Source organism: Sphingobacterium sp. NPDC055431, from assembly GCF_053644255.1.
This window is the reverse complement of the sequence record NZ_JBSHLH010000015.1, coordinates 33,903-58,060: the sequence shown is the minus strand read 5'-3', so window position 1 is coordinate 58,060 and position 24,158 is coordinate 33,903. Positions and strand designations below refer to the sequence as shown.

General features: G+C 40.6%; 22 protein-coding genes. 10 read left to right on the top strand and 12 right to left on the bottom strand.

Annotation, left to right across the window (positions count from 1 at the left end; translation table 11 throughout):
* Window position 1 precedes the first annotated feature (1 nt).
* The 3 genes from ACWIB3_RS13580 to ACWIB3_RS13570 all read right to left on the bottom strand — a co-directional run bounded on the left by ACWIB3_RS13580 (window position 2) and on the right by ACWIB3_RS13570 (window position 4,030).
* Window positions 2-1,342, bottom strand: coding sequence for a cytochrome ubiquinol oxidase subunit I (locus ACWIB3_RS13580; RefSeq protein WP_185217358.1), 1,341 nt, complete (start codon window positions 1,340-1,342; stop codon window positions 2-4).
* Window positions 1,343-1,493: 151 nt separating this feature from the next.
* Window positions 1,494-2,816, bottom strand: a complete 1,323-nt coding sequence (locus tag ACWIB3_RS13575) for a DNA recombination protein RmuC (RefSeq protein ID WP_454291881.1) — start codon at window positions 2,814-2,816, stop codon at window positions 1,494-1,496.
* A 26-nt stretch (window positions 2,817-2,842) separates the two neighbouring features.
* Entirely contained in the window at window positions 2,843-4,030 is a 1,188-nt protein-coding gene (locus tag ACWIB3_RS13570; protein WP_254529004.1) for a formimidoylglutamase, read from the bottom strand.
* Between the two features lie 111 nt (window positions 4,031-4,141).
* Here ACWIB3_RS13570 and ACWIB3_RS13565 point away from each other — a divergent pair, with 111 nt between their 5' ends.
* Together ACWIB3_RS13565 and ACWIB3_RS13560 are read left to right on the top strand one after the other, a co-directional pair.
* Complete coding sequence (locus tag ACWIB3_RS13565; RefSeq protein ID WP_185217361.1) at window positions 4,142-5,107, top strand: NAD-dependent epimerase/dehydratase family protein; 966 nt, start codon at window positions 4,142-4,144, stop codon at window positions 5,105-5,107.
* A 23-nt stretch (window positions 5,108-5,130) separates the two neighbouring features.
* Entirely contained in the window at window positions 5,131-6,426 is a 1,296-nt protein-coding gene (locus ACWIB3_RS13560) for an HAD-IB family phosphatase (protein ID WP_454291880.1), read from the top strand.
* Between the two features lie 300 nt (window positions 6,427-6,726).
* Here the strand turns inward: ACWIB3_RS13560 and ACWIB3_RS13555 are convergent, their stop codons facing one another.
* The 7 genes from ACWIB3_RS13555 to ACWIB3_RS13525 form a co-directional block, all read right to left on the bottom strand.
* Window positions 6,727-7,296: a 5-formyltetrahydrofolate cyclo-ligase gene (locus ACWIB3_RS13555; protein WP_454291879.1), complete on the bottom strand. Its 570-nt coding sequence runs from the start codon at window positions 7,294-7,296 to the stop codon at window positions 6,727-6,729.
* Between the two features lie 71 nt (window positions 7,297-7,367).
* Window positions 7,368-7,928, bottom strand: coding sequence for an elongation factor P (efp, locus tag ACWIB3_RS13550; protein ID WP_454291878.1), 561 nt, complete (start codon window positions 7,926-7,928; stop codon window positions 7,368-7,370).
* Between the two features lie 69 nt (window positions 7,929-7,997).
* Window positions 7,998-8,618 (bottom strand): ABC transporter ATP-binding protein, encoded by a 621-nt coding sequence (locus ACWIB3_RS13545; RefSeq protein WP_185213900.1) that lies wholly within the window; start codon window positions 8,616-8,618, stop codon window positions 7,998-8,000.
* Between the two features lie 19 nt (window positions 8,619-8,637).
* Window positions 8,638-9,432 (bottom strand): acyl-ACP--UDP-N-acetylglucosamine O-acyltransferase, encoded by a 795-nt coding sequence (gene lpxA / locus ACWIB3_RS13540; RefSeq protein WP_185213899.1) that lies wholly within the window; start codon window positions 9,430-9,432, stop codon window positions 8,638-8,640.
* Between the two features lie 10 nt (window positions 9,433-9,442).
* Window positions 9,443-10,837: a bifunctional UDP-3-O-[3-hydroxymyristoyl] N-acetylglucosamine deacetylase/3-hydroxyacyl-ACP dehydratase gene (locus tag ACWIB3_RS13535; RefSeq protein ID WP_185213898.1), complete on the bottom strand. Its 1,395-nt coding sequence runs from the start codon at window positions 10,835-10,837 to the stop codon at window positions 9,443-9,445.
* A 40-nt stretch (window positions 10,838-10,877) separates the two neighbouring features.
* Window positions 10,878-11,915 carry a UDP-3-O-(3-hydroxymyristoyl)glucosamine N-acyltransferase gene (gene lpxD, locus ACWIB3_RS13530; protein ID WP_185213897.1) on the bottom strand — a complete coding sequence of 346 codons (1,038 nt, stop codon included), beginning with the start codon at window positions 11,913-11,915 and terminating at the stop codon, window positions 10,878-10,880.
* A 21-nt stretch (window positions 11,916-11,936) separates the two neighbouring features.
* A complete protein-coding gene (locus ACWIB3_RS13525; RefSeq protein WP_454291877.1) occupies window positions 11,937-13,199 on the bottom strand; it encodes an HD domain-containing protein in 1,263 nt (420 codons plus the stop codon).
* Between the two features lie 653 nt (window positions 13,200-13,852).
* On the opposite strand from ACWIB3_RS13525, the gene porX reads away from it, so the two are divergent.
* The 6 genes from porX to ACWIB3_RS13495 all read left to right on the top strand — a co-directional run bounded on the left by porX (window position 13,853) and on the right by ACWIB3_RS13495 (window position 19,111).
* The gene (gene porX, locus ACWIB3_RS13520) at window positions 13,853-15,406 is read left to right on the top strand and encodes a T9SS response regulator signal transducer PorX (RefSeq protein WP_185213895.1); all 1,554 of its coding nucleotides are present in this window, start codon (window positions 13,853-13,855) and stop codon (window positions 15,404-15,406) included.
* 12 nt (window positions 15,407-15,418) lie between these two features.
* A complete protein-coding gene (gene tsaE / locus ACWIB3_RS13515; protein WP_185213894.1) occupies window positions 15,419-15,829 on the top strand; it encodes a tRNA (adenosine(37)-N6)-threonylcarbamoyltransferase complex ATPase subunit type 1 TsaE in 411 nt (136 codons plus the stop codon).
* A 63-nt stretch (window positions 15,830-15,892) separates the two neighbouring features.
* Entirely contained in the window at window positions 15,893-16,441 is a 549-nt protein-coding gene (locus ACWIB3_RS13510) for an RNA polymerase sigma factor (protein WP_185217365.1), read from the top strand.
* Window positions 16,438-17,184: a hypothetical protein gene (locus ACWIB3_RS13505; protein ID WP_454291876.1), complete on the top strand. Its 747-nt coding sequence runs from the start codon at window positions 16,438-16,440 to the stop codon at window positions 17,182-17,184. The genes ACWIB3_RS13510 and ACWIB3_RS13505 overlap by 4 nt, the downstream gene beginning before the upstream one ends.
* Before the next feature lies 1 nt (window position 17,185).
* Entirely contained in the window at window positions 17,186-18,004 is an 819-nt protein-coding gene (locus ACWIB3_RS13500; RefSeq protein WP_454291875.1) for an outer membrane beta-barrel protein, read from the top strand.
* A gap of 60 nt (window positions 18,005-18,064) precedes the next feature.
* Window positions 18,065-19,111, top strand: coding sequence for an ABC transporter ATP-binding protein (locus ACWIB3_RS13495; protein ID WP_185213890.1), 1,047 nt, complete (start codon window positions 18,065-18,067; stop codon window positions 19,109-19,111).
* 9 nt (window positions 19,112-19,120) lie between these two features.
* On the opposite strand, the gene ACWIB3_RS13490 is transcribed toward ACWIB3_RS13495, so the two are convergent.
* Both ACWIB3_RS13490 and ACWIB3_RS13485 read right to left on the bottom strand, forming a co-directional pair.
* Window positions 19,121-19,987 (bottom strand): alpha/beta hydrolase, encoded by an 867-nt coding sequence (locus tag ACWIB3_RS13490; protein WP_454291874.1) that lies wholly within the window; start codon window positions 19,985-19,987, stop codon window positions 19,121-19,123.
* A 3-nt stretch (window positions 19,988-19,990) separates the two neighbouring features.
* Complete coding sequence (locus ACWIB3_RS13485; RefSeq protein WP_185213888.1) at window positions 19,991-21,202, bottom strand: alanine dehydrogenase; 1,212 nt, start codon at window positions 21,200-21,202, stop codon at window positions 19,991-19,993.
* Between the two features lie 129 nt (window positions 21,203-21,331).
* Here ACWIB3_RS13485 and ACWIB3_RS13480 point away from each other — a divergent pair, with 129 nt between their 5' ends.
* Both ACWIB3_RS13480 and ACWIB3_RS13475 read left to right on the top strand, forming a co-directional pair.
* Entirely contained in the window at window positions 21,332-23,257 is a 1,926-nt protein-coding gene (locus tag ACWIB3_RS13480) for a polysaccharide biosynthesis protein (protein ID WP_454291873.1), read from the top strand.
* Window positions 23,258-23,339: 82 nt separating this feature from the next.
* Window positions 23,340-24,017 (top strand): tetratricopeptide repeat protein, encoded by a 678-nt coding sequence (locus tag ACWIB3_RS13475; protein WP_185213886.1) that lies wholly within the window; start codon window positions 23,340-23,342, stop codon window positions 24,015-24,017.
* Window positions 24,018-24,158: the final 141 nt, after the last annotated feature.

Here is a 24,158-nt window from a genome sequence, read left to right as displayed (position 1 = left end):
GCTATGATTTTAGTGCTAAATTAGTTTCAGGACCTTTTCTGATGATCTTCAATACCAACATCAAGAACAACAGACCCAATAAAATATACAGCCCTACAAACCCCAATAAGGTAAACAGGGTGTTCCCTGAAGAAACCGTAGGAGAAACTCCATCGACCATCCGCATCAGGTTGAAGACCAACCAAGGCTGTCTGCCCAATTCCGCAGTGTACCACCCTGCCGTATTGGCGATATAAGGAAATGGAATCATGAACATCAATATCCATAATACCCATTTCGTTTGAAATAGCTTTTTCCGCCACAGCAGGAATGCAGCAATCATCATGATTCCAATAAAGATGGTCCCTAGACCAGCCATGATATGATAACTGTAATATAGTCCAGGAACGTTTGTCGGATGGATATCTTCATCAAATTCATTGAGCCCTTGAATGGTGGCATCCCAACGTTGATGGGTCAGGAAACTCAAAACCTTAGGCACGGCGATCTTATTATCAAGTTTTTTGTTCTCCATATCCGGTTGCCCGATCAATATTATCTCAGAACCGCCAGTTTCGGTCTCAAAGATACCTTCCATGGCAGCAAAGGTAGCTGGCTGATGCTTTACCACATTCTTGGCCAACATATCACCGGTTGGAAAAGCCACTGCAATCGAGGCTATCAAACCAAAAACAACGCCTGTCTTTAAAAAGACCTTTCCATAATCCGCATGTAGATTGCTCAGCAGGTAAAACGCTCCTACTGCCGACACAAAGAATGCGGATGTCACCAATGAACCAGCTTGATTGTGCAGGTAAGAAGGTAACAGCCAAGGATTGGTAAATAGCGCAGAAAAGTTGTTGAGCACAAACTTTCCGTTTTCCAAAATCTCATAGCCGACCGGATGCTGCATCCAGGAATGGGTCGCCAATATCAAGTAACCTGATGCCCACGAACCGATAAAAACCATCAAACCTGCCACGAAATGGAGTTTATGTCCCAAGAGTTTCTCCCCAAAAATAAACATCCCAAGAAAGGAGGACTCCAAGAAAAAGGAGAACATCCCTTCCATTGCCAAGGTCTGGCCAATTATCCCACCAGTCAACTCCGAAAACTTCGCCCAATTTGTCCCGAACTGAAACTCCATCGGAATCCCAGTAACCACCCCCATCGCAAAATTCAGTGCAAAGATCTTCATCCAAAACTTGGAAGCATCATTATAGATGATGTTATTGGTCCTCAAAAATCTCCATTTGAAATAAACGATCATGAGTGAAAGACCCATGGTCAATTGCGGAAAGAGGTAGTGAAAGGTAATGGTAAATGCGAATTGCAGGCGGTTGTAGAGGATCATATCTTCCATTAGACAATCTGTTTTGTGGTCGAACTTTCCTTAAAATTAAGGCATTACAACTGCAAATCAAACAAATATTAATAAAATACCATATTTGCCTGAATTAAGTCTTTTTGATGAAAATTTCTTAGCTGAATACGTCAACAGGATTCCAGTGACGTTAATCTTCGAGGTATTTATCCCCTATTTGTTTATTGGCCTTAGCGCCAAGTGTCTTTAACTGTTCTATTTTCCGAATCACATTTCCAGAGCCTGAACTGAGCTTCTTCATGGCCTCATCATGCTTGTCAGCGGCTTTTTGGATCATCCCCTGAAGCTGTTCCATATCATTCAGGAAACCTACAAACTTATCATACAACAAACCCGCTTCCTTAGCGATCTCCAGGACATTCCTGTTCTGCCTTTCCTGTTTCCAAACACTGGCGATTGTCCTCAACGTGGCCAATAGAGTCGAAGGGCTCACGATCACCACGCGTCTATCCCATGCCTCACTGAAGAGTTCTGGTTTAAAGTTTACCGCTAGGCTTAAGGAAGACTCAATTGGGATGAACAGCAAAACAAAATCTGGCGATTGTATGCCATATAGCGAATGGTAATCCTTGGCCGATAGTTCCCTAACATGGTTCTCGATGGATTGTACATGCTGTTTAACAAATATTAACCGATCCTCCTCGGTATCTGCATTTACAGCTCGTTCATAGGCTACCAATGATAATTTGGCATCGACAATCAAATGCTTCTCATCAGGTAAATAGATCACGGCATCAGGTTGAAACCTTCTGCCATCAGCCTCCTGAACAGAAGCCTGAAGTTTATATTCTTGGTCCTTGATCAGACCCGAACGTTCCAATACTCGCTCTAAAATAACCTCGCCCCAATTCCCTTGCTTCTTATTGTCCCCTTTCAGCGCCCTGGCCAAGTTATTTGCCTCATCCTTGATCTGTACGCTCTGTTGCATCAATTGTTCCACTACGCCCTTCAGAACATTACGCTCAGCCGATTCCTGCTGATAGGACTTCTCCACCTTCTCCTCAAAGGTTTTGATCTTCTCTTTTAAGGGATCCAATACCTGCGAAATATTCTGCTGGTTCAACTGCGTAAACTTGAAAGATTTTTCTTCCAAAATCTTATTGGCCATGACCTGAAACTCATTGTTGAACTGGGCTTTCATGTTTTCCATTTCCTGCCTTTGCTCAGCAAATTTCTCCTGTTGGGCCTGTAGGTAAGCATTCGTCCCTTCCAAACTCCGCTCTATAGTTTGTCTCGCCAAGCATTCTTCCCGCAGTTCACTGGACAGGCGGTCTCGATCGGCAATCAAGATCTTTTCACGCTCCTGAATTTTGGCAAATTCCAATTGGAGGTCTTTGGTAGCATCCTGCAGCCTATTATGCTCTTCCCCAGACACAGCCCTTGCGTTGCGCCAAATAAGAAAGGCACAGATAGCAACAAGGACGATAAGGGAAACAAGATAGACGACTTCCACGCTATTCAGATTGATAAACTATATGATTACTGTAGTTTCTGATGGGTTTTCCACCATAGATCCGGCATTTCACCAGCAACTGCCATTTGATAATCTTCATAACGGCATGGCACTAGGTAAAAACGTTCATTGACAGATTTGGAGCCAAAGTATGGAACTTGCATCCACCAACGGTCAGACTTTTTGCTCTTCACAAAAACCAACTCATAATCCTCTGCTTCCAAAGTGGTTCTGTAGATAATATAATTAGATTTAGGATACATCGGAGCATCCTTTTTACGGCTATAGAACCCATCGATGAAACACCAGATCATCTGGGCGATCAGCATGCCGGTCTGGCCCATGGGATCAAAGGTCGGGTTGTATTCATAGATTCCAAAAGAACTGCATTTATCGGACATGCCAGCATATCTTGACAGTTGACAGGCCTCATCACCATATAATCCATTAGGACCTGCATTTGCATTTCCGCAAGCTTCTGAAGCACGAATGGCACCAATGTCAAAACTGACCATATCCGCCGAACGGATAATAGGCTCTGCTTGGTCCAGCTTGCCCGAAAAGCTTCCCAACCGCATCGCATTGAAAAACAATTTATCATACATATTGATCGACTCTTTGCTCACTAGATAGGTCTGAAAACCAATATTGCTAAGATTGAACAAATAATCTGGCTGATGTAAGATCAAATGGTTAAGATAGGTCTGTGAATTCAAAGGCATATCCTCGGCATTCTCCTGATCCAGATCAAACCTAGAATCGATGACCGCAACATCTACACGTTGCTCCAGATTCTCATACGAAGTATACTGCGCATAGGTCAGATCCTGTCCGCCGCCAATCAGTATAGGAAGGATATCTTTTTTCATCAATTCTTCCATTACCAATTTTACGGCCACGTAGGTGTCCTTTACCGTTGCTCCTGCTCTAATATTCCCCAGGTCGGCGATCTTCACGGTGTAATCCCCTTGATAGAGATCGTAAAGATGCTTGCGGACCATGTCCGGTGCTTTTTGCGTACCGTTGTTGTTGACTGCTGACCGTCCCTCTTCTACACCAAAAATAGCAATCTGCGGATAGCCCGTTTCCTCATCCCATTGCGGAAATACATCCGTATATTTTTCGATGGAATGACCGAATTGTGAGTTGTAATATTCTGTTGGAAGACCTAATTCTTTTAGGGAGATGGGTGATAAAAAATCAGCTAAAGTCATATTGATTGTCTAATTCCTCAAATTTTATTGAGTTTATCCTATTGTATTTAGCAAATATGCATTTATTAACTTACTTTTGAACTACATAATTTTTCAACAATAAGTTAGGAAGTGATATTAGTAACAGGCGGAACAGGTTTTTTAGGGTCTACGTTATTGCAGTACCTCATTGATGAGGGGCATAGTGTGATTGCTTTGAAAAGATCGACCTCCATTATTCCTGACCCCTTAAAGTCCTCATCACTCATCCAATGGGTGGATGCTGAAATAACAGATTATTTCGCCCTCGAAGACATTATCCCTAAAGTCGATCAAGTTTACCACTGTGCAGCCAAGGTTTCTTACCAAAAGGAAGATGCCGCTGAGATCATTGACACAAACGTTGAGGGTACCAAACACATTGTCAATCTCTGCCTGGAACACCAAAAAAGATTGCTCCACGTCAGTTCGATTGCCGCTTTGGGATTCAGCAAAAAAGGACTTCCGGTAACCGAAAATGACAAATGGGAATTTAACCCTAAGATCTCTAAATATTCTTTGGCGAAGTACGAAAGCGAGATGGAAGTCTGGAGAGGGGTCGCCGAAGGTCTGGACGCCGTAATTGTCAATCCTTCCGTTATCATGGGTATTGGCTGGGGCGAAAAAGGCTCCCGTGCCATTTTCAACATGGTAAATAAAGGTAACAAGATCTATCCTTTGGGTTCTGTCGGAATCGTCGATGTTTCCGATGTGGCAAAGATCATGATCCTACTGATGAATTCCGATATTTCCGGCCAAAGGTTTATCCTCAATGCTGAAAATATCAGTAACCAAGACTTGCTGACCAAGATCAGTGAATTGATGAACAAGCCCGCACCACACATCAAGGCAACCTCGCTGATGCTTTCCGTAGCATGGCGTTTAGCAAAATTAGGTGCTGCGATCAGTGGGAAGAAACCTGCCCTGACCAAAGAGTCTGCTCGCGCAGCAAACAGTAAATTACAATACGACAATTCCAAAATAAAGGAAACGTTGGGCTATACATTTAAACCTCTGGATCAAACCCTAAGAGAAGTATGTGAAGCCTATTATTTATAGCAACAATCTAAACAAAACATACAGTGAAAAACTATTACATCATAGACTTCGATAGCACTTTCACCCAAGTCGAAGCCCTAGACGAATTAGCAAGGATATCCTTAGAAAACCATCCTGACCAAGAGAAAATTTACAACGAAATCGAGCGCTTCACCAATTTGGCTATGGAAGGCAAGATTTCTTTCCGTGAAAGCTTGGCTGGACGTGTAAGTTTATTGCAGGCTAATCGCCAACATTTGGACAAACTGATCGCTCATCTAAAAAAGAAAGTTTCCAAATCTTTCAGTAGAAACAAAGACTTCTTTAGGGAGAATTCAGACACCGCTTGGATCGTTTCCGGTGGATTCAAGGAATTTATCACCCCTGTAGTCAGTCCGTACCATATCAAAAAAGAAAACATCTACGCCAATACCTTCAAATTTGACGCTGATGGGAATATCATCGGTTATGATGAAGCCAACCCCCTATCGGATGAAGGAGGAAAGGTAAAGCTCTTAAAACAGCTCAATATCGAAGGTCGGATCTTTGGAATCGGTGATGGGTATTCAGACTTCCAATTAAAAGAATCAGGCTTGATCGAAAAGTTCTATGCCTTTACCGAGAACATTTCCAGGCAATCGGTAACTGATAAAGCGGATCATATCGCACCAAGTTTTGACGAATTCCTATATGTGAATGACCTCCCTAGAGCTATCTCCTACCCAAAGAACAGAATCTTATGTCTTATTGTAGGGGATGTTCCTGAAATTGCTGCGCATATCTTGAAAAGAGATGGATTCTCCATCCGTGTCAAGGAGACATTGGAAGAGAAATATGTGAAGGACGTTGGCATGTTATTATTGGGTAACGGAGAAACCATAGCAGATGATGTACTATCAAGAGCAGATAAATTAAAGACCATCGGCTATCTAGGCGATGTGAAGGGACATATCTCAAAAGCTATCTGTACGGAAAAAGGAATTGTGGTTTTTGATGACAAAAAGAACAAAAAACGAAATGCGGAATTTATCCCTCGCCGTATGGCTGACTTCATCAACAATGGTGATACAGATCAAAGCAGGAATTTCCCTAACCTAACCCTACCGGGCTTAACAAGGGCGCACCGTCTACTGCACATCCATAAGAACGTCCCTGGTATCATGGCGCAGATCAACAAGATCTACGCGGAAAATAATATCAATATCTTTTCTCAATTCTTGATGACTAGAGGTGAAATAGGTTATGCGGTTACAGATATCGATGCTGCTTACGATAAACAAATGCTTAGGCAATTGAAGCAGGTCGATAACACCATGAAATTTAGGATTTTATACAAGTAAAGAAAGTTTTTGTCTAAAAAGCATGGATAAACTAATGTTTTGGGTTTGCCAAAACCGAATGCCGACAATAGCATTACAGGGAGTAAATAACGAAAATTGTTTATTTAGCTTTTTAGACAAACTTTCTTTTATTTTCAGGAAACAACAGACTGAAAATGCCTAGGAGTTCCATCTCCATATTTTCCATTCAAGCCTAGGCTCAAATTAATTTTTGCTATCTATTATTATTTTTAACGCTGTTGCGTATTATAAAATTGTATTTATGTTGCTATTTTTTCTATTAGAGAAAATAAAAGCTTCTTAAAAACAATAAGTTTTTCCGGGAGTAAAAACCAACTCTATAGGAACATCCCATTCCCCAATATCTTCGATTAAATCCACTGGAGGAAAGTAGGAAATCCCTGTCCTTAGGACCGAAGCATTACAGCTGGCAAAAAAACGATCATAAAAGCCTTTACCATAGCCTATCCGATTCCCAAAATGATCCACGACCAACAGGGGGGCCAAAACAGCTTCAATTTTTCCGGTTTCAATTTCTATTGCCCCTTCTGGCTCTGGAATCCCCCAAGCATTATGGATGAGCTGGGTGTCCGAATTAAAGATGAAATGTTTTAATTGATGGGTTTCAAAATCAGATTTTGAAATTACGATTTGGGTATGGGGATAATGCTCCCAAATCCAATGGATAAACTTGATCGTATCATATTCCTTGAATTTAGCGATGGCCAGGTAACAATGCAAGTAGGTTATCTTGGACCAATCGTAAGAGGTCAATTCCTGGAAGATCAACTGATCCAGCTCAGCCACTTCGGCCGCGGTCAGTTCATTCCGCTTTTGTTTATATGTTGCCCTTAAATCTGCTTTTTTCATGCTTGGATAAAAAAAACGGCCTTGAAGCATGGGAGCTAACAAGACCGAATAATCAACCTAAACCTAAGATCTTATTTTACACGTTCCATGTAATCACCGGTACGTGTATCCACTTTTACTCTATCTCCTTGATTAATGAACAGAGGAACACGGATCTCTACGCCAGTCTCTACAGTAGCATTTTTCAATGCGTTCGTCGAGGTATCACCTTTCACTGCAGGCTCTGTATACGTAATTTCCAATTCCACACTTGCAGGAGTTTGGGCCATAATAGCCTCTTCACTCTCAAATGCCACGATAACGTTCATTCCTTCTTTTAAGAAACGGGCTGAATCACCAAAAAGAACTTTTGGAATATTGAATTGCTCGTAAGTCTCGTTATCCATCACCACGAAAAATTCCCCGTCCTCATATAAATATTGGTAGTCATTGGTCTCTACTCGAGCAATTTCCACCTCTTCATCTGTTCTAAATCTGTATTCTACTAATTTTCCAGTCTTAACATTACGCATTCTTGCTTGATAGAATGCACGCAAGTTTCCTGGGGTACGGTGAGTGTATTCCTCTACCGATACTAATTCCCCATTGAAACGAAGTATATTTCCACTCTTAACGTCTGAAGCTTTTGCCATATTTTTAATAATTTCTTTCGCAAAAATATAAAATCTCTTCCATGTTTCCAATGAAAGACCAGTCCTTCCTTACTTATAGCTCATGATCTGCAATTGCTCATCACAGAAGTTATATTCATGCTCTTGATTGGATCCGATTACAAGGATACGATCGGTCTTGGTCTTTTCGATCAAGTTCAGGTACCATTGTTCTCCCTCTTTATCTAGATTGCTTGTAGGTTCATCCAAGAATAGCAATTTACTTTGAGAACAACAAGCCAAAATCAATTTAACCCTCTGTTTCATTCCCGATGAAAAATGTCGGATGTCTTTTTCAAAGGTATTTTTCGCAAAGCCTAAGGTATCTTTGATACGAGCCATATCATAACCCGGAAGGTAATCCTTGAACTTGAAATGAAATTCCAACATCTCATTCAACGAAAATTCCTCGATCAACTCAACATAGGGCGCAGCAAGGCTTATCTTTTGAAAAATCTGCTCTATTTGCTGTTCCTGACCTCCTTCTTCAAACTTTAGTGTTCCTTCGCTTGCCGTTAGTGCGCCGGTGATCACTTTGATGAGGGTAGATTTCCCCGATCCATTCGGACCTAGGATAGCATAGCTCTTTCCAAAAGAAAAGGTATAATCGAGATGTCTGAAAATCCATTCCCTATTATACCTCCTACCAATATCTTGTAAAATTATATTCAAATAGTCGTATTGTTTAAATTTATATTCCAGATCGGCCTTGACCAAATCCTTTGACAACTCCTCGGTTAGATGCTCTTACAAAACCAAGGATCTCATCCCGTATTTCAGTAGCCTTAAATTCTGCCTCGACAATATCCAATGCCTTACCTAAATTACTGTGCTGCACAAAAAGTACCCTATAGATCCCTTGGATCTCATTGATCTGTTCGTTGGTATAGCCTCTTCTTCTCAATCCCACAGAATTGATACCAGCATAGGAAATAGGCTCCCTTGCAGCTTTTATATAAGGTGGGACATCCTTTCTGACCAAGGTACCACCCGTAACAAAGGCATGTGACCCGATCTTACAGAACTGATGTACGGCAACCATACCCGCCAAAACGACATAATCGCCTACGGTAATGTGTCCAGCCAAGGTACTTGAATTTGAAAAGATACAGTTATCTCCTACAAAACAATCATGGGCGATATGGCTGTATGCTTGAATCAAACAGTTCTTTCCGATTACGGTACGGTATCTGTCCTTTGTTCCTCTATTGATGGTCACACACTCACGGATGGTCGTATTGTCGCCAATCTCAGCCGTCGTGATCTCACCTTCAAACTTTAAATCCTGAGGTTCCCCAGAGATAACAGCTCCAGGAAAAATCCTGCAATTTTTCCCAATTCGTGCACCATTCATAATGGTTACATTCGAGCCTATCCAAGTTCCCTCGCCTATCTCCACATCCTTATGGATGGTAGAGAACGGCTCAATAACCACATTCTGTGCAATCTTTGCCTCAGGATGTATATATGATAATGGTTGAATCATTCTTATTTAATTATCCTTTGACCTTTACTATCTGGGCCATTAATTCTGCTTCACTTACCACCTTGTCACCTACCATACCAACTCCTTTCATCCTCGCAATTCCTCTTCGGATTGGCTCCAATAACTCACAAGTGAAAATTACGGTATCCCCTGGCACTACTTGGTTCTTGAATCTCGCATTCTCGATCTTCAGGAACAAGGTCAACCAGTTTTCTGGGTCTGGGACAGTATTCAACACCAAGATCCCCCCTGTTTGGGCCATTGCTTCAATTTGCAATACCCCTGGAAATAATGGTGCGCCTGGAAAATGACCCATGAAAAGATCCTCGTTCATCGTTACGTTCTTCAATCCTACCACGTGGGTCTGCGACAGTTCCAGGATCTTGTCGATCATCAAGAATGGCTGACGATGTGGTAAAATATTCATGATTTGAACCGTATCGTAAACCGGAGGCGTATTCGGGTCATAAACTTTTACATTCTTTTTGTTCTTTTCACGCTTGATCTGCCCTTTTATACGTTTGGCAAATGCTACGTTGGCCGCATGTCCAGGACGCGCTGCCATAATATGTCCTTTTATAGGTTTCCCTACTAAAGCCAAATCACCGATCATGTCCAACAGCTTATGTCTAGCTGGCTCATTTTGGTATCGCAAGGATATATTGTTCAAGATACCCTCTTGTGCCACCTCAACACGTTTATGGAAAAGATCCTGCAATTTGTCCAATTCACCTTCCGATACTTCCTTATCTACTATAACGATCGCATTGGACAAATCGCCACCCTTGATCAAGTTTTGGCTTACCAATGCCTCTAATTCATGTAAGAAACAAAATGTACGGGATCCAGCAATCTCCTTGCTGAATTCATCCAAGTCACTGATAGAAGCATGTTGACTGCCCAATACTGGGGAATTAAAGTCAATCATACAGGTGATGCGGTAGCCATCAACTGGCATCGCAACAATCTCTACCTTGTTCTCTGGATCGGTATAGTGAATATTATCAGTTACTTCAAAGAAATCACGGTCTGCATCCTGATCTTGAAATCCAACCTCTTGGATCTTCTCGATAAAGATAGCCGAACTTCCGTCCAAGATCGGCACCTCAGGAGCGTCGATCTCAATCAATATGTTATCTAATTGCAAGCCTACCAATGCTGCCATCAAATGTTCGATGGTACTTACAGAAGCGCCGTTTTGAGAAATTGTAGTTCCCCGCGCAGTGTTGCTCACATTATCAACATCTACACTTACAATTGGTTGACCCTCTAAATCTACTCGTTTGAATTTGTACCAGTGGTTTTCTGCAGCTGGTTTCAAAGTCACATTCACTTGTTTACCAGTATGAAGACCCACGCCCGAAAAATGGACGTCAGATTTAATGGTTCTCTGTTTTACATTCATATCTAACATTAGTATTTTGCAAAAAAATTATCTTGTAAAGTTAGCTATTATTTTTTTCATTTAATTGCTTTTCTAACTCCGCAATGCGTTTTTCAAGCTCTGGAAGCTTGGAATAAAGCACCTGCGAACGCAGCTCATTGCTGTATGGAAATGCTGGGCTCCCTCCCCATTTCTTATTCTCTTCCAATATCGATCGGTTAATTCCAGATTGGGCCTGAACCTGACTGCCCTTGGCAATGCTGATATGACCAACCACACCTACCTGGCCCCCTAATACCACATTCTCGCCAATCTTTGTGCTTCCGGATATCCCTGTCTGCGCAGCGATAACCGTATTTGACCCTACCTCCACATTATGGGCAATCTGAATCAAGTTGTCCAATTTCACACCTTTCAATATGCGGGTAGAACCTAAGGTTGCTCTATCGATAACCGTATTCGCACCAATCTCTACATCATCTTCTATAATGACATTCCCAATCTGAGGGATCTTCTCATAAGACCCATCTTCTTTGGGTGCAAATCCAAAACCATCACTCCCTATGACTGATCCAGCATGGATGATGACCCGGTTTCCAATGATGCAATCTTTATAAACCTTTACCCCAGGCAGTAAAACACTATGATCTCCAATCTTTACATCATCAGCAATATACACTTGAGGATAGATCTTCACTTGGTTGCCAATCACTACATTCTTTCCGATATAGCTGAAAGCTCCTATATATGGATTTTGACCTATGCTTGAACTTTCATGGATAAAAACCTGCTCATCGATTCCACTTCTTTCATTCCTCATCTCATCGTACAGCTTCAACAATTCCGTAAAAGCAGTATATGCATTCTTAACTCGGATAAGAGTGGCCTTCACTGTTTTCTGCAAGGCTAGATCCTCATTGATCACGATGATCCCTGCATCTGTATCGTATATAAAGTGTTCGTACTTCGGATTCGCCAAAAAAGTCAAGCTCTTAGGACCAGCCTCCTCAATTTTGGATAACTGATCGACTAAGGTTTCAGGATTCCCCTCTACCTGTCCTTTTAATAAGGTCGCTATTTGTTCCGCGGTAAATTGCATTAAGTAATACTTGTATTTTAATTATATGTTAACTATCATTTGTTGAACAGAAGAAACCTGTCCTACCTCCTTAGGATAGGTAATGGCATATTTCTCCACTCTTCTAGATAATGATTCAATATTTGATAGATCTGAAGCTTCAGCTATATCCAATAATTGCCCATCTTTCATCATCACGCATATTTTGCTCTCCGATGAATCGTAAGCATTATTTCCAATAACCTGTTGATACAACAAATAATCGAGATCGCCTTCATTCACGTCAAACCGCTCTTTCAGTCTTCCCTTCAATTCCGAAACATATTCTTCAGAAAATGGCGTATTGCTTAATTCCGTGCGGAACAGTTCTCGTCGAACAAGCTTTGAACACAACATACTCAGTATCTGGTCGTCATGATCAGCCCAAATCTTGATCGCTGATAAAATATCCGTGTCATCTAAACGAGTAAACCATTCTAAATGCGACTCATTCGCCAGAAATGTTTCCCTGTCGATTTTGTTGTTCAGGAAATGGTCCAATGCCGGTGTTGCAAACAATTTCACCCCTTTGTTGCTCAATTCCTTTGCCCTTGCAAGCGCCTTGATCAACATCTGCTCGGCCGTGATCACTGTTTTGTGCAGATAAACCTGCCAGTACATCAATCTCCTAGCAATCAGGAACTTCTCTACCGAATAGATCCCTTTTGCCTCTACCACCAGCTCATCATCTTTTACGTTCAGCATTTTGATGATCCTATCAAAAGAAATCACCCCTTCAGAAACACCTGTAAAGAAACTATCTCTGTTTAAGTAGTCCATTCTATCGGTATCAAGTTGGCTTGATACTAACTGGTGCAAGAATTTACGGTGGTATTGATCGTTGAAAATGGTAATGGCTAAATCTAGTCGGCCCGAAAATTCTTCATTCAACTTGTCCATCAGCAACGCTGAAATCAATTCATGCGACACGCCTTCAACCAAGGTATGTTCTAGCGAATGTGAAAAAGGGCCATGCCCTACATCGTGAAGAAGGATGGCGGCAAGTGCAGCTTCTTCTTCCTCTTCCGAAATCATCACATCCTTCCCTCGCAAGGTTTCAATGGCCAAGCTCATCAAGTGCATGGCGCCGACAACATGTTGAAAACGAGTGTGCAATGCTCCTGGATAAACCAAATGGGTCATGCTCACCTGCTTGATATAACGCAGCCTTTGTAAGTATGGATGTTGAATCAGGTCATAAATAAACCCTGACGGGATCGTAACAAAACCGTAAACAGGATCATTTATTATTTTCTTCTTGTTCAAATGCCTAAATAGTGATTAAAATCTAGTCTCACCCACATGTACTATACTGTATATTATGGCTAAGATACGGGCAAAGATACATACATGGTACTTAATAAATGTTAAAAAAAATCCAAAAAGAGGCAATTTGTCAGTAAATACCTAGAATCCATTACAACGATCCTAATATTTCAAGTACATTCCTGTAAAAATTTCAAAAAATAATCCCTCAACATCCTGCTCTTTCCTTACCCAATCAAAAGATTATCAAGGCAAAACAATCGATACAGTAGCCTAAATACTGGAAATTATCACCTTTCCTTCTTTACAATGAATCCAAATGATCGCTTTGTCACAAGACCTAATTTTTTTTCCTTAATCAGAGGCTGAATCCTCTTGATCGGCCCAAAATCCAATTGGATTCAGAGATATTTCTGACCATGGTCTTCGGACCTGGCTTTGACCTCGTTCGAGACACATTCGGAAAATTCGGAATGTGTCTCGAATGAGGTCAAAATATAATCCAAAATTGAAAGCCTTTTGGACAGCCTCCCATCTGCGGATAAAACCTGGCATTAATTCTTCTCGATAGATCGATTCGCTAAGATTAATAACGAAAAGACAACGGCAAATCCCTTTAAAAGCTGTAAATTAGCTTTTCTAAGGATTGATACATGCAGAAAATACATATACTTTGGGCTGATGACGAGATTGAGTTCTTGAAACCGCACATCTTGTTGTTGGAACAGAAAGATTATAAGGTAAAGACCGTTAATAATGGTTCTGATGCTGTTGAGGCTTTTCAAAACGAACCGTTTGACTTAGTTTTCCTCGATGAAAACATGCCGGGTTTAACAGGTCTTGAAACGTTGGACAAGCTTAAGGCCATCAATCCCTCCATACCGACGGTTTTGGTCACCAAAAACGAAGAAGAACACTTGATGGAAGATGCCATAGGTGCCAAAATCGACGACTACCTGATCAAACCCGTTAACCCAAAACAGATCCTATTGACCATTAAGAAGTTCACAGAAAACAAACGCTTGGTTTCTGAACGCACTTCCATGGCCTATCAACAGGATTTCCGTGAGTTGGGCATGCGCATGAACGACAACCTCAACTTCCAACAGTGGGTAGATGCCTATAAAAAACTACTCTATTGGGAACTCTCCTTAGAAAAACTGGAAGATGCAGGCATGCATGAAATCTTAACCATGCAAAAATCGGAGGCAAATCTGCTCTTTTCGAAATTCATTGAAAAAGAATACCTCAGTTGGATAAAAAATCCGGAAAACGGACCGATCTTATCCCATCAACTCTTCAAGAAAAAGGTATTCCCTAAAATGGAAGCTGAAAAGCCAACATTTTTCTTCCTGATCGATAACTTAAGGTACGATCAATGGAAGGTAATCAATGAGGTGATGACCGATTATTATCGGGTGGAAGAAGAAGATAGCTATTATAGCATCCTTCCTACTGCAACACAATATGCCAGAAATGCCATCTTTAGTGGATTGACCCCATTGGAAATGGAAAAACGTTTTCCGAAAGAATGGCAGAACGATGATGATGAGGGCGGTAAAAACCTTTATGAAGATGTGTTTTTAGCGGATCAGATTAAAAGAGTCTATCGTAAGGATATCCGACATAGCTATACCAAGGTCATTACCATGGATCAAGGCAAGGACGTACTGGAAAACATCAACAAATATATGTTGAACGACCTGAATGTCCTGGTCTACAATTTCGTGGATATGCTATCTCATGCCCGTACGGACATGGCCATGATCAGGGAATTGGCCAATGATGAGGCAGCATACCGTTCATTGACTTTATCTTGGTTTGAACACTCCCCATTATTAGATGTTCTAAAATGGCTTTCGCAAAAGAATGTCCGGGTGATCATCACAACGGACCATGGAACCATCCGTGTCAAGAAACCTAGCAAGATCATTGGCGATAGAAATACCAACACTAACTTAAGATATAAGCAAGGTAAAAACCTGAATTATATCGACAAGGATGTATTTGTGATCAAAAATCCATTGGAAGCTCAGTTACCAAGGGTCCACATGAGCTCAACCTATGTTTTTGCCAAAGAAGACACCTATTTTGTCTATCCGAACAATTACAATCAGTTTGTACATTATTTCAATGGTACCTTCCAGCATGGAGGGATATCCTTGGAAGAAATGATCATTCCATTCATCACGTACAGTCCTAAATAACAAAACAGTAAAATGGAATATAGAGTTGCGAATACAGAAAGCCTACCTGCAGCTGCAGCATGGCTAATTGAAAACGCAGGTGATAAAAGAGTGTTTGTTTTTCAAGCGCCAATGGGAGCTGGGAAAACAACCTTTATCAAGGCTATCTGTGCCTACCTACAGGTAGAAGACAGTACATCTAGCCCTACATTCTCCATAGTGAATGAATACCATTCGGAGAACGGGCCAATCTATCATTTCGATTTCTATCGATTGAAAAGCGAACAAGAGGCTTTTGATCTTGGATATGAAGAATATTTCTATTCTGGGGATTATTGTTTTATTGAATGGCCGGAGAAAATCCCGAATCTAATTCCGGAAGATGCTGCCGTCGTAAAAATAGAAGTTACTGAAGATCAGAGTCGAACTATTATTATGAAATAAATTTTATTTCCGACGCAACCCTTTTAGGCTGAAGGGCGTCTTTACAATAAACCAGATCACAAATTGGAGCCTAATAAAGTTATACATATATGGGAGCGGTGCAAGTCCAGGGAGCGGCAAGCTCAATCGGAACTGTATCATTACTTTTCAGCTAAAATGTATGCTTTATGTTTAAGGTATGCAAAGGATCAAGATGAAGCAGCTGACATTTTACAGAACGGTTTCATCAAGGTATTCAATAAGTGTGAGCTCTATGAGGGCAAAGGTTCTTTGGAAGGATGGATACGTCGCGTTATGGTCAATACAGCCATTGAAAGTCACCGCAAGAATAAGGTGCGCTTTCTGTCAACGGATGAACTCAGCGGAAAGGAATTGGAAAAAGCAGGGTCCTTTTCGTTAAATCATTTGGACTACAAAGATTTGCTGGCATTGATCAAAAAACTCCCATTGGGATACCGTACCGTATTCAACCTGTATGCCATAGAAGGCTACAACCATAAGGAGATTGCAGAAATGCTAGACATCAGTGAAGGCAGTTCAAAATCTCAACTTTCAAGGGCCAGGCTTTGGCTGAAAGAGCGCATTCAAAAAATGGAGGAATTAGGAATATGAAAGATCAAGAAATAGATAAATTGTTTTCAGATGGTCTTCGAGATCAGGAAACTACCCCACCGGCATCGATCTGGAAAGGAATAGAGTCAAAACTTGACGAAGAAAAAACCGTTCCTTTCAAAAGGAAAAACAATCTTTATGTCTGGATGATTGCAGCTTGTCTGACTTTAGCCTTAGGAATATCCTTAAAAATGTTCCTTTTCCAAGATAACTCAGCAGAAAAAAAACTTGCTCAAATAGCGCAACATGAGGACAAACTGATAAACGATAAGGAGACATCAATTTCAGAGGATTTAATTCCTGTAGAAAAAGAAAGTAAGGAAGTACCAGTTTTGTTAACCTCGAATCAGCCTAGCAAAATTAAGGAGGTTCAAAAGAAACAAACTAAAACTAAACCAATAATTCAGGCTAAAGACACGGAACGAGAAGACATGATTGTCCCCTCGCAGGAATTAAAGCTTGTAACGGCAGTTGAAATTGATGATATGGAGCAAGAACCAAACGAATTAGCTACAGTTGAGGTGGCTCCGATCCAACCTTTGGTCAACATCATTGAGCACGAAGAAGTCATGTATGCCGAGGTAAAAAAGGAACCTAAGAAAAAACAGACCATCTTCACCAACATCCTGAATACCTTGTCAGACAACCTTAACCCTTCTTCTAAGGCGGTAAGATTCAGTTCTGACGAAGAAGGAACCATTAGTGTAGATTTATTTAACAGCATCGCAAAAACCAGAAGATAACATGAAATTTAGAATTTTTTCAACACTCATCTTTGCATTAGGCTTGATTAGCTTTTCTGCATCTGCCCAAGAAAACAATGAAAAAGAGAAGAAAGACAGTACGGGAAATACCCATAATAGTAGCTACGATTTCTCTTTTACCCTAGGAAAAGAAGACAAAGAGAAAGGGGATTCGAGTAAAAAAGAGATAAAATATCCAAGGACTTATGGTGGATTGACCTTCACCCGAGTTGATTGGGGATTCTCAAGGCTTTCCGATGATGGTAGTTTCACCTTGTCAGAGCAAAACCAATTCTTGAGCTATAAAAAAGCTTCCAACTTTGGGTTTGATATTGCACAATTTGGGGTAAGGTTCAACGATAACTTCAAGGTTTACCTTTCGGCAGGTTTTGAATGGAATTACTGGCGTCTTAAACAGAATGTTCTACTTCTGGAAAACGTTTCACCATTAACCTACGAGCCTTTGGATAGCGATGCAAATTATTCAAAAAATGTTTTTACTTCCACGTATTTGCGCCTTCCACTTTCATTTGAACTGAGAAGTAGACAGCTAAGCAATGGAAAAAGAGTAAAACTTGCGTTCGGGGCGATGACAGGCGTATTATTGAAGGGAACACAACGCTTGAAGAGCGACGACAACGGAAAGCAGAAATTTAAGGATACCTATAACTTGCAGACTTTTCAATATGGCCCATTTGTGCGCATTGGATATGACGATTTTGGCTTGTTTGCCAAGTATTATATGAACAATCTGTTTGAAAAAAGCCCAGCCCAAGAGGGTGTCAAAAACATCGCTTTTGGATTGACTCTAGGTTTTTAATAGAAAAAACGATTCGTAAACTGTATTTTTGTGTCGGGTTCAAAAGATCCGACACTTTTTATGGCTCAACAATCTAACTCTTGTCAATATATTTTTTCTGATGTTCAAAAACCTAATCTTCCCTTAATTCATGGGGAGAATGTTTCTGCTGTTTTTGAAGGAAACCTTATCGTTACTGCGGTAAGTCAGGTGAATTTTGGCATTGAAGAGGGCAAGATCACAGCCATCATCGGCGAGTCAGGAAGTGGAAAAAGCACCTTGCTAAAGTTGATCTATGGACTATTGGAACCTAATACCGGCGAAATAAGGTATAGAGGTTGGTTGGTGCCAACCCGAAAAGACAAATTGATCCCGGGACATGATGCCATGAAATTGGTTTCTCAGGGATTTGATGATTTGAACCTTTATGCCAAGGTATGGGATAATGTAGCCTCCCAACTCTCCAATACCAACCTAGAGCTGAAGGCAAGAAGGACACAAGAGGTTTTGGAACAATTGCGCATTGATCATCTTGCGCAAAAAAGGGTTGCCGATCTCAGTGGAGGTGAAAAGCAGCGCGTTGCTATTTCCAGGGCATTGATCAATGATCCTGAGGTCCTATTAATGGATGAACCCTTTAACCAAGTGGATGCTGCATTCAGGGATGAACTGCAACAGGATATACAGAACATTGTCAAGAACACTGGATTGACCGTCATTTTGGTTTCACATGATCCAGCAGAAGTGTTGGCCATGGCAGACTATCTCTTGGTGATGAAAGCAGGTGAAATAGCCGACTATGGAAATCCAAAAGAATTGTATGCTACCCCGAATACGCCATATACAGCTAGATTATTGGCAAAAAGCAATGTATTGACCGTTGCTGCAGCCAAAAATCTAGATATTGAAACCAATTCCTTGATCTCAATCCTTCAGGAAAACATCAGCTACGAATTCAATGCGGACGGAAAGTTCTGGATCAAGGATATTAAATTTAGAGGTTTCTATAATGAGTTGGTCCTTGGAAATGACGAGTTGACCCTACATATGGTACAGTTTCCAAAGGTAGAGATCAAAAAAAATACGAGAATCAATATCCTCGTATCTACATATCATCAGTTTCAATAGAAACTGGGTTTATTTACTTACGTTCAGCAGCCATTCCATCATAGCAGCAAACCAATCCCTGTTATCCGTTTTATTGATCAGGCCAAATCCATGACCACCTTCTTCGTAGGTAAAGATTGGGTTCGGAATATTATACATGCCCAAAGAATCCTGATATCTATAACTATTTTCAATCGGTACTACCTTATCATCTTTGGCACTCATTAGGAAAGTAGGCTGATTGTTTTTGTCCACTTGTTTTTCCATAGAGAACAGTTCTACATCTTCTGCTGTGAATTCAGGACCTATCAGGTTGTTTTTGGAACCTTGATGGGTAATGGTAGAATCCATGGAAATAACGGGGTAACACAGAACGGAGAAATCGGGCTTCAGGTTTGCCTGCTCCAAAAACTCAGTTTGCGGGCGATCGTATAGATTTGATAAAGTTGCTGCCAAATGCCCTCCTGCAGAGAAGCCAATAACTACTACTTTTTTATTGGGATTTTCAGATCTGATCTGTGCTATGGCATACTGTGCATCTTGAAGCGGACCAAAACGTTTATCCTCCATAGTGGCAACTTTAGGAAGCCTATAAAAAAGCACGTAGGCTGAATAGCCTAGGTCATTTAGCCTCTTAGCTACATCATGACCTTCGTGGTTGATCGCCACTCCAGCATAACCACCTCCTGGAATCACCAAGAACACGAGATCTTCTTTTTCTTGATCGGCTTTATGGACATATAATTTCGGTTTATCCAATTCTTCGAGGGAATCCACAGGTAATTTAGATTTGGGAATTTCCTCGTTTCCATACAGATACCTCATTTGCCCCGTATCTTGGGCCTTCGTATGCCATGCAATCATGCTTAAAATAAATAGGATTAGATATTTTCTCATCGTTTATAAATTCGCCATGACGATTAGGTTCAGGTCCTTGCAAGGCAACTGGAACTTCTCGCTCATGTCTTTGTTAGTTAGGTTTCCGTGATATAAATAGATTGCACTGCGAATGCCTTGGTTTGCCCAGATCATATTATTCATTCCGCCGGCTTCGCCAATTTCGATCAATATTGGAGTAAAGATGTTCGTTAAGGCATAAGTAGCGGTTCTGGCCACCCTAGAAGCGATATTAGGCACACAATAATGGATGACATCATATTTTCTGAAGGTGGGTTTATCATGGTTGGTCACTTCGGATGTTTCAAACACCCCGCCTTGGTCGATACTGACATCTATCAAAACCGAATTAGGTTTCATTTTGGATACCGTGTCCTCAGATATCAAACAAGGGGTTCGACCGTTTCTCGCCCTGACCGCACCAATGACAACATCACAGGTACGTACTGCCTTATTAAGAACAATAGGTTGAACCACGGAAGTGAATACACGACTGCCTACATTACTCTGTAAGCGTCTCAGCCTATATACAGAGCTATCAAAGACCTTGACCTGTGCACCCAGTGCAATAGCAGTCCTTGCTGCAAATTCACCCACCGTGCCGGCGCCAATGATAACCATTTCTGTTGGTGGAACACCAGTGACTCCACCCAACATCAATCCTTTTCCATCAAAAACATTGGATAGGTATTCTGCTGCAATCAGAACGGAGGTCGCTCCGACGATTTCGCTCATTGCACGGACAACGGATAGATGTCCGCCCTCATCTTGTAGATATTCGAAGGAAAGCGCGGTAATCTGCTTTTTCATCAAAGCTTTCAGGACTTCAAGCTTCATCAATGAAGGTTGCTGGGAACTGAACAGCACCTGTCTGTTTTTCATGAGCTCCACCTCTTTCAAGGTCGGGCTGGAAATCTTTATGATCAGGTCAGCTTTATAAACTTCTTTTTTGTCGTATACGATACGAGCTCCTTGCTCACTATAGTGATGGTCCTGAAAGTTGGAAGCATCACCAGCTCCCGTTTCAATAATGATTTCATGACCATTTTCAACCAACAATCCTACAGATAGAGGGGTTAGTGCAATTCTGTTTTCTTGGAAGGTATTTTCTTTAGGGATACCGATAGTTAGACTACCTTTTTTTCTGTCTTTCGAAAGCATAGCTTCCTTAGGTTGTAGTACTCCTTCTTGAGCTAATTTTGATACATTTATCATTTACGTAAATATAATGCAAGTTAAAAATACGCAATAATATTTCAACAAATAAAGCTTAAACGATTATATTTGGTTAAAATTAAAATAATAAACTATAATAATCGTAAGTTTACAAACTAACCCGTTACGATGAGAATAATTAAGCCGTTGAATCACATCAAGATAGTTCCTAGATGGATTATTTTTATGTTTGACATAGCCGTATCAGCCTGTGCCTTCTTACTTGCATTTACCCTTTACAACAACTTCAACGTAGATTCTTTCTCAAAAACGGACTTCTCAATTGAGTTCTTATTTTGCATGACTTTAACTGCCATTTCCTTTATGGTATTTAAGTTATATAGTGGAATTGTCAGGTATACCTCTGCGGTAGATTCTATCCGTATTTTATCGACGATCGTATTCACTTCGATCATCATGTTTATCGCTAAGTTAATCTTTATCGCGTTACAAATACATATCAACATTCCGACAAACCTGATCATCATTTATGCTCTATTTGCCTTTACGGGTTTAACCACATACCGTACCTGTATCAAAATCTTCTTTCAGTACACGAAATCTACGAGAAATGGCCGTAAAAATGCCATCGTATATGGCGCTGGGGATTTAGGTATAGCTGTTAAAAGAACTTTTGAGCATGATTTCCGTTCTGAAAAGACCATCGTAGCCTATATAGACGATAATGAAGAAAAAATTGGAAAATCCATCGATGGGCTTAAGATCTATGGTTCTAAGGATTTCACAAGGGCCGTCCATAAATTTGGCGTTGATGAATTGATCATTGCTTCTTCCAATATTGATATTGATATCAAGAACAACATTATTGATCAAGCATTGGAACATAATATCACGGTCCTGACCTTGCCTCCGGTAAGCAAGATTATCAATGGTGATCTATCCCCTGCACAGATCAAACAGATAAAAATTGAGGATCTATTGGAACGGGCGCCGATCCAGATTTCCAATGAAAAATTAATGGATCAATTACGTGGGAAACGCGTATTGGTTACAGGTGCTGCAGGTTCAATCGGAAGTGAGATCTCTAAACAACTTGGAAAATACGAACCGCAAATGATAATTCTTTGCGACCAGGCAGAATCTCCTTTGCACAATTTACAGTTAGATCTCCAAGATCAATTCAAGAACCAGATCTATCATTCGTATATAGCAGATATCAGAAGTGAAGAACGGATGCGACTGCTCTTCGAGACTTTTAAACCGCATTATGTTTATCATGCCGCAGCATATAAACATGTTCCAATGATGGAAAACCACCCTAGTGAAGGGGTGAAAACCAATGTTTTCGGCACTTATCTATTGTCTAATTTGGCGGTTGAGTTTGATGTTCAAAAATTTGTTTTTGTTTCTACTGATAAAGCGGTTAACCCAACCAATGTCATGGGAGCAACCAAGCGAATTGCCGAAAAGTATGTTCAATCCCTGAACAACTTCCTGACGACTGTCAACGGTATCAAATCGACAAGGTTCATTACTACCCGATTTGGAAATGTATTGGGTTCTAATGGCTCGGTAATCCCAAGATTTAAGGATCAAATTGAAAAAGGTGGTCCAGTAACGGTCACCCATCCTGATATCACGCGATATTTTATGACCATCCCAGAGGCTTGTCAATTAGTGATTGAAGCTGGAAACATGGGGAATGGCGGTGAGATCTTTGTATTCGATATGGGCAAATCCGTAAAGATCGTCGATTTGGCTAAAAAGATGATCCGTTTATCAGGCTTTACCCCTATCAAGGACATAGACATCAAATTTACAGGGTTAAGACCAGGTGAAAAGCTCTATGAGGAGCTATTGAATGACCTTGAAAACACGATGCCTACGCATCATGAAAAAATCATGATAGCCAAGGTTCGTGAAAATGATTTTGAGTTAGTAAAAAATGAAATACACGTTCTATCCAAACAGCTGGACAGCAACAACAGCCTTAATATAGTGCGACAAATGAAAGTCATGGTTCCGGAATTCAAAAGTCAGAACTCCATTTATGAACAATTGGATCAGGAAACCATGGTCAATGTCAACCCGTAAGGCTGTTAAATATTTTTCCTAAATTATTGCAAGTATTCTTTAAAAGTGTATTTTTGCGTTCCGTAATCTATTAAAACTAAGAATGTCACAAAATAATCAAAACGGTTCTTCAGCGGTAAAAACAGGGCCGAAGAAATCATTTTTCCAAGAAAATGAAAAGAGTATCATCTTTATTGTAGCAGGTATCGTTGTATTGATCCTTCTATATTTTGGATACCAAAAACTATATCTGGCACCAAGAGCAGAGAAAGCTGCTAACCAAATGTACCAAGCGGAATATTACGCTACTATTGATTCGCTTCAGAAAAAAGCTATCGATGGTGATGGTTCATTCCCAGGTTTCAAAGAAATTGCCGACGAATATTCCAACACTAAATCTGCAAACGTAGCGAATGCTTACCTAGGTGGACTATACTTGCGTCAAAAGAACTTTAAAGAAGCAATCAAATACCTAGAACAATATACAGAGACTGGAAGTCAAGTATTGGACCCATTGGTTATCGGTCTTTTAGGTGATGCATATTCAGAAGAGAAAATCTATGATAAGGCGGCCAACTATTACAAAAAAGCAGCTGATAAGAGTGCTAATGCTTATACAACCCCAATCTTCTTAAAGAAATTAGGTTTGGTATATGAAGAATTACAGGATTACAAAAATGCTGAGGTTGCTTACCAAAGAATCAGAGATGAGTATCCTGAAAGCGCTGAATCTACAACTGTGGATAGCTTTATCGCTCGCGTACAGGCTAAACAACAGTAATAGTACTAAATCTAGGTACTAAGTATTTAGTAGTTAGTAATTAGATATTGAAATACTTTTAAGTAAAGGAATTAATACCAGGAGGTCAATAAGCATTGACGGAATACCAAAAATATTTTAATTAACTTTGAGGGCTACCTT